Genomic DNA, 2,799 nt, shown 5'->3' with positions numbered 1-2,799 from the left:
GGCTGGTTCGAGGCTGCCGAAGGCGGCGCGGATCGCAAGGTCGAGGCGATCTTCACCAATCTGGCGAGGTCCGCTCGCCACCCGAAATGGAAAGGATGCGGCTTCCTGCGCACGGCCGCCGAACTCGCCTCGATGCCCGGACATCCGGCGGTCAAGGTGGGCGCGCGGCACAAGCTGAATTTCGAAACATGGCTGGCCGGCGCCCTGTCGGACCATGGCGTCGCGGAGCCGCAAACCCTGGGGCGCGAGATCGTGCTTTTGATCGACGGCTGCTTTTCGATCATGCTGATCCACCGCAACCCCGATTACATCGAAGCGGCCGGACGCGCCGCGGCGACGCTGGTGCGGGCGCGACTTTCAGGCAGTCAGGTCTAAAGCGCGACGCGCTTTAAGCCTTTGGTTTTATGCATGTCGTTGCCCCAAAACGGGGCCACTTTTGGGCGACATGCATTAGAAACCGAAAGCCAGCCATGCGGTGCCGGCGGCCAGCGTTATCAGCGTCAAAGGCAAGCCGACCTTGAAAAAAGCGCCGAACGACAGCGTCGTGCCGGCGGCGCGTGCCTGTTCGGCGACGATCAGGTTGGCGACCGAACCCAGCAGCGTGAAATTGCCGGCCAGCGTCGAGCTCATGGCGACGACCAGCCAGGCGCGCTCGGGGTTTTCGAGGCCGGGTATGAAGGGCCGCAGCGCCAGCACGGCCGGAACATTGCTCATGATGTTGGAAAGCACCGCAGTGAAGCCGGACAGCCGCCAGACGTCGTCCAGCCCGAGATTCCTGGCCGAAGCGATCATGTCTGGCGAAAGAAGCGTCTTTTCGGCGCCGGCGACGACCACGAACAGACCGGCGAACATGAACAGCAGCGGACCGTCGATCTCGCGGTAGATGCGCTCCGGCTTGATGGCCCGGGTGAGCAAGAGGATGGCGCCGCCGATGAGTGCGGCCTTGGCGACAGGCACGCCAGCGAAGAAGGCAATTGCCAGTCCGATGCAGACCACCACCGCCTTCAGCACCTGCCCCTTGTGCATGCGGCCCCGCGAGACCTCGGGCGTCAATTGGACGGTGCGGGCGAATTCGGCCCGGAAGACAATGCGGATGATGACAACGACCGCGACGAGGCCGAACAGGGCGACCGGAGCCAGCGCTGCCGAAAACGCCGGATAGGAAATGCCCGACAGTGCACCGATGACCATGTTTTGCGGATTGCCGGTGATGGTTGCGACGCTGCCGCAATTCGATGCGGTGGCGGTGGCGATCAGATAGGGGATCGGGTTGCGCTTGATCACGCGGGTGACGTGGACGACGATCGGCGCCATGACGAGGCAGATGGCGTCGTTGACCAGGAAGGCGGACAACACGCCGGTCAGCAGCGTCACCATCACCAAGAGCATGAAGGGCGCATGCGCGTGCTCGATGGCGACGGCGCCAAGGCCACGAAAGGCGCCCGACACTTTTAGATGCGCCACCACGATCATCATGCCGAGCAGAAGCGTGATGGTGTCGAAATTGATCGCCCGGTACGCATCCTCCATGCTGAGCGCGCCGATGGCGATCATCGCGGCCCCGCCGAGAAGCGCGATCCCTGCCCGGTCGAGGCGCAGGCCGGGGATGCGGCCAATGGCGACACCGGCGTAAGTCAGGATCAGGATCAGCAGTGCCGCCGCGCCCATCAATGTCATGCGAAGAAGGCCCTGCCCGATCCATCCAGCCCCGACGGGGCACCGGGCACCACATTTAGCGTGATGTCGGCAAAGCGAAAGCGCCGTTTGCGCGATAGGCTGCACAAATCAGCGTGCTGTGCCCAAGGGTCTTGTCAATGCACGGTGGCGACGCTGGGCGGAGATACCGGAGTGGCGCCCGCCGGATCGAAGCTGACTTGATCGCGTCCGTTCGACTTGGCCGTGTAAAGCCTTTTGTCGGCAGCGGAGAAGATTTCCTCATAGGTGATCGGGCCGGTAAAGCTTGTGCCGCCGATGCTGACGGAAAGCGGACAAGGCCTGCCGCCGGGTGAGAATTCCATCTCCCTGATACGCCGGCGGATGCTTTCGGCAACCACCCAGGATTGCGAGGGATCCACGCCGGGCAGAAACACGCCGAATTCTTCGCCGCCGATGCGGCCGACGATATCGCCGCCACGCAGTTGCCCCTTGATCGCCTGCGCTATCAGTTTGAGCGCCTGATCGCCGCAATCATGGCCCAGGCGGTCATTGATCGACTTGAAGTGGTCGGCGTCGATGATCAGCAGCGCCCCCGAACGGGTCTGCTCCTGCTTGCGGGTCTGCTCGAGATAGGCTTCGACCAGCATCGAGAAGGCGCCACGGTTCAGCACCGCCGTCAGGCTGTCGGTCGCGGCGATGACGCTGAGATCGCGCTGCGCGATGGCCAGCTGGCGAATCTTCCACGTCAGGAAAAACAGAAACGAGCCGCCCAGCACCAAAGGCAGCATCAGGTCGGTCATCTGCGCCCGCCACACGGCCTCGGGCGAAAGATAGGGAAAATTGAAGGAATCGACGAAGAACGCCACGGCAATGAAGAATGCCGTACCGACTGCCGTGACAGCGATCACCCTGCCCCAGCTCGTCGGCGACAGATCGAGCTTCATCGCGTTCAACTCCGTTAGCCGTCGCTACTATGACGCACCAACCCAAACAAATTGATAAGACTTTCCCTCCAATTCGATGTCGGCGGCGGAATCAAATCCACCGGCCAACCAGCCCCTGCCTATGACTTGCGACAGACGCTTGCGCAGACGCCACAGGACGGCCGCTGGAAAGCAGCCATCCTGTTTCAAAGTGTGAAGG

The 2,799-nt window shown here is 62.8% G+C and carries 2 protein-coding genes and 1 pseudogene; 1 reads left to right on the top strand and 2 read right to left on the bottom strand.

Translation table 11 applies throughout. The features are described 5' to 3' along the window. Positions 1-375, top strand: a pseudogene (locus EN914_RS30790) (TetR family transcriptional regulator); the annotation flags it as partial. 75 nt (positions 376-450) lie between these two features. On the opposite strand, the gene EN914_RS30785 reads toward EN914_RS30790, so the two are convergent. Together EN914_RS30785 and EN914_RS30780 are read right to left on the bottom strand one after the other, a co-directional pair. After that, positions 451-1,677: an anion transporter gene (locus EN914_RS30785; protein WP_013532433.1), complete on the bottom strand. Its 1,227-nt coding sequence runs from the start codon at positions 1,675-1,677 to the stop codon at positions 451-453. 134 nt (positions 1,678-1,811) lie between these two features. After that, the gene (locus EN914_RS30780; RefSeq protein ID WP_024505018.1) at positions 1,812-2,600 is read right to left on the bottom strand and encodes a GGDEF domain-containing protein; all 789 of its coding nucleotides are present in this window, start codon (positions 2,598-2,600) and stop codon (positions 1,812-1,814) included. Between the last annotated feature and the right edge of the window lie 199 nt (positions 2,601-2,799).

The organism is Mesorhizobium sp. M7A.F.Ca.CA.001.08.2.1 (genome assembly GCF_003998455.1).
GTDB classification, from domain to species: domain Bacteria; phylum Pseudomonadota; class Alphaproteobacteria; order Rhizobiales; family Rhizobiaceae; genus Mesorhizobium; species Mesorhizobium ciceri.
This window is presented reverse-complemented; position numbering and strand designations above follow the sequence as displayed.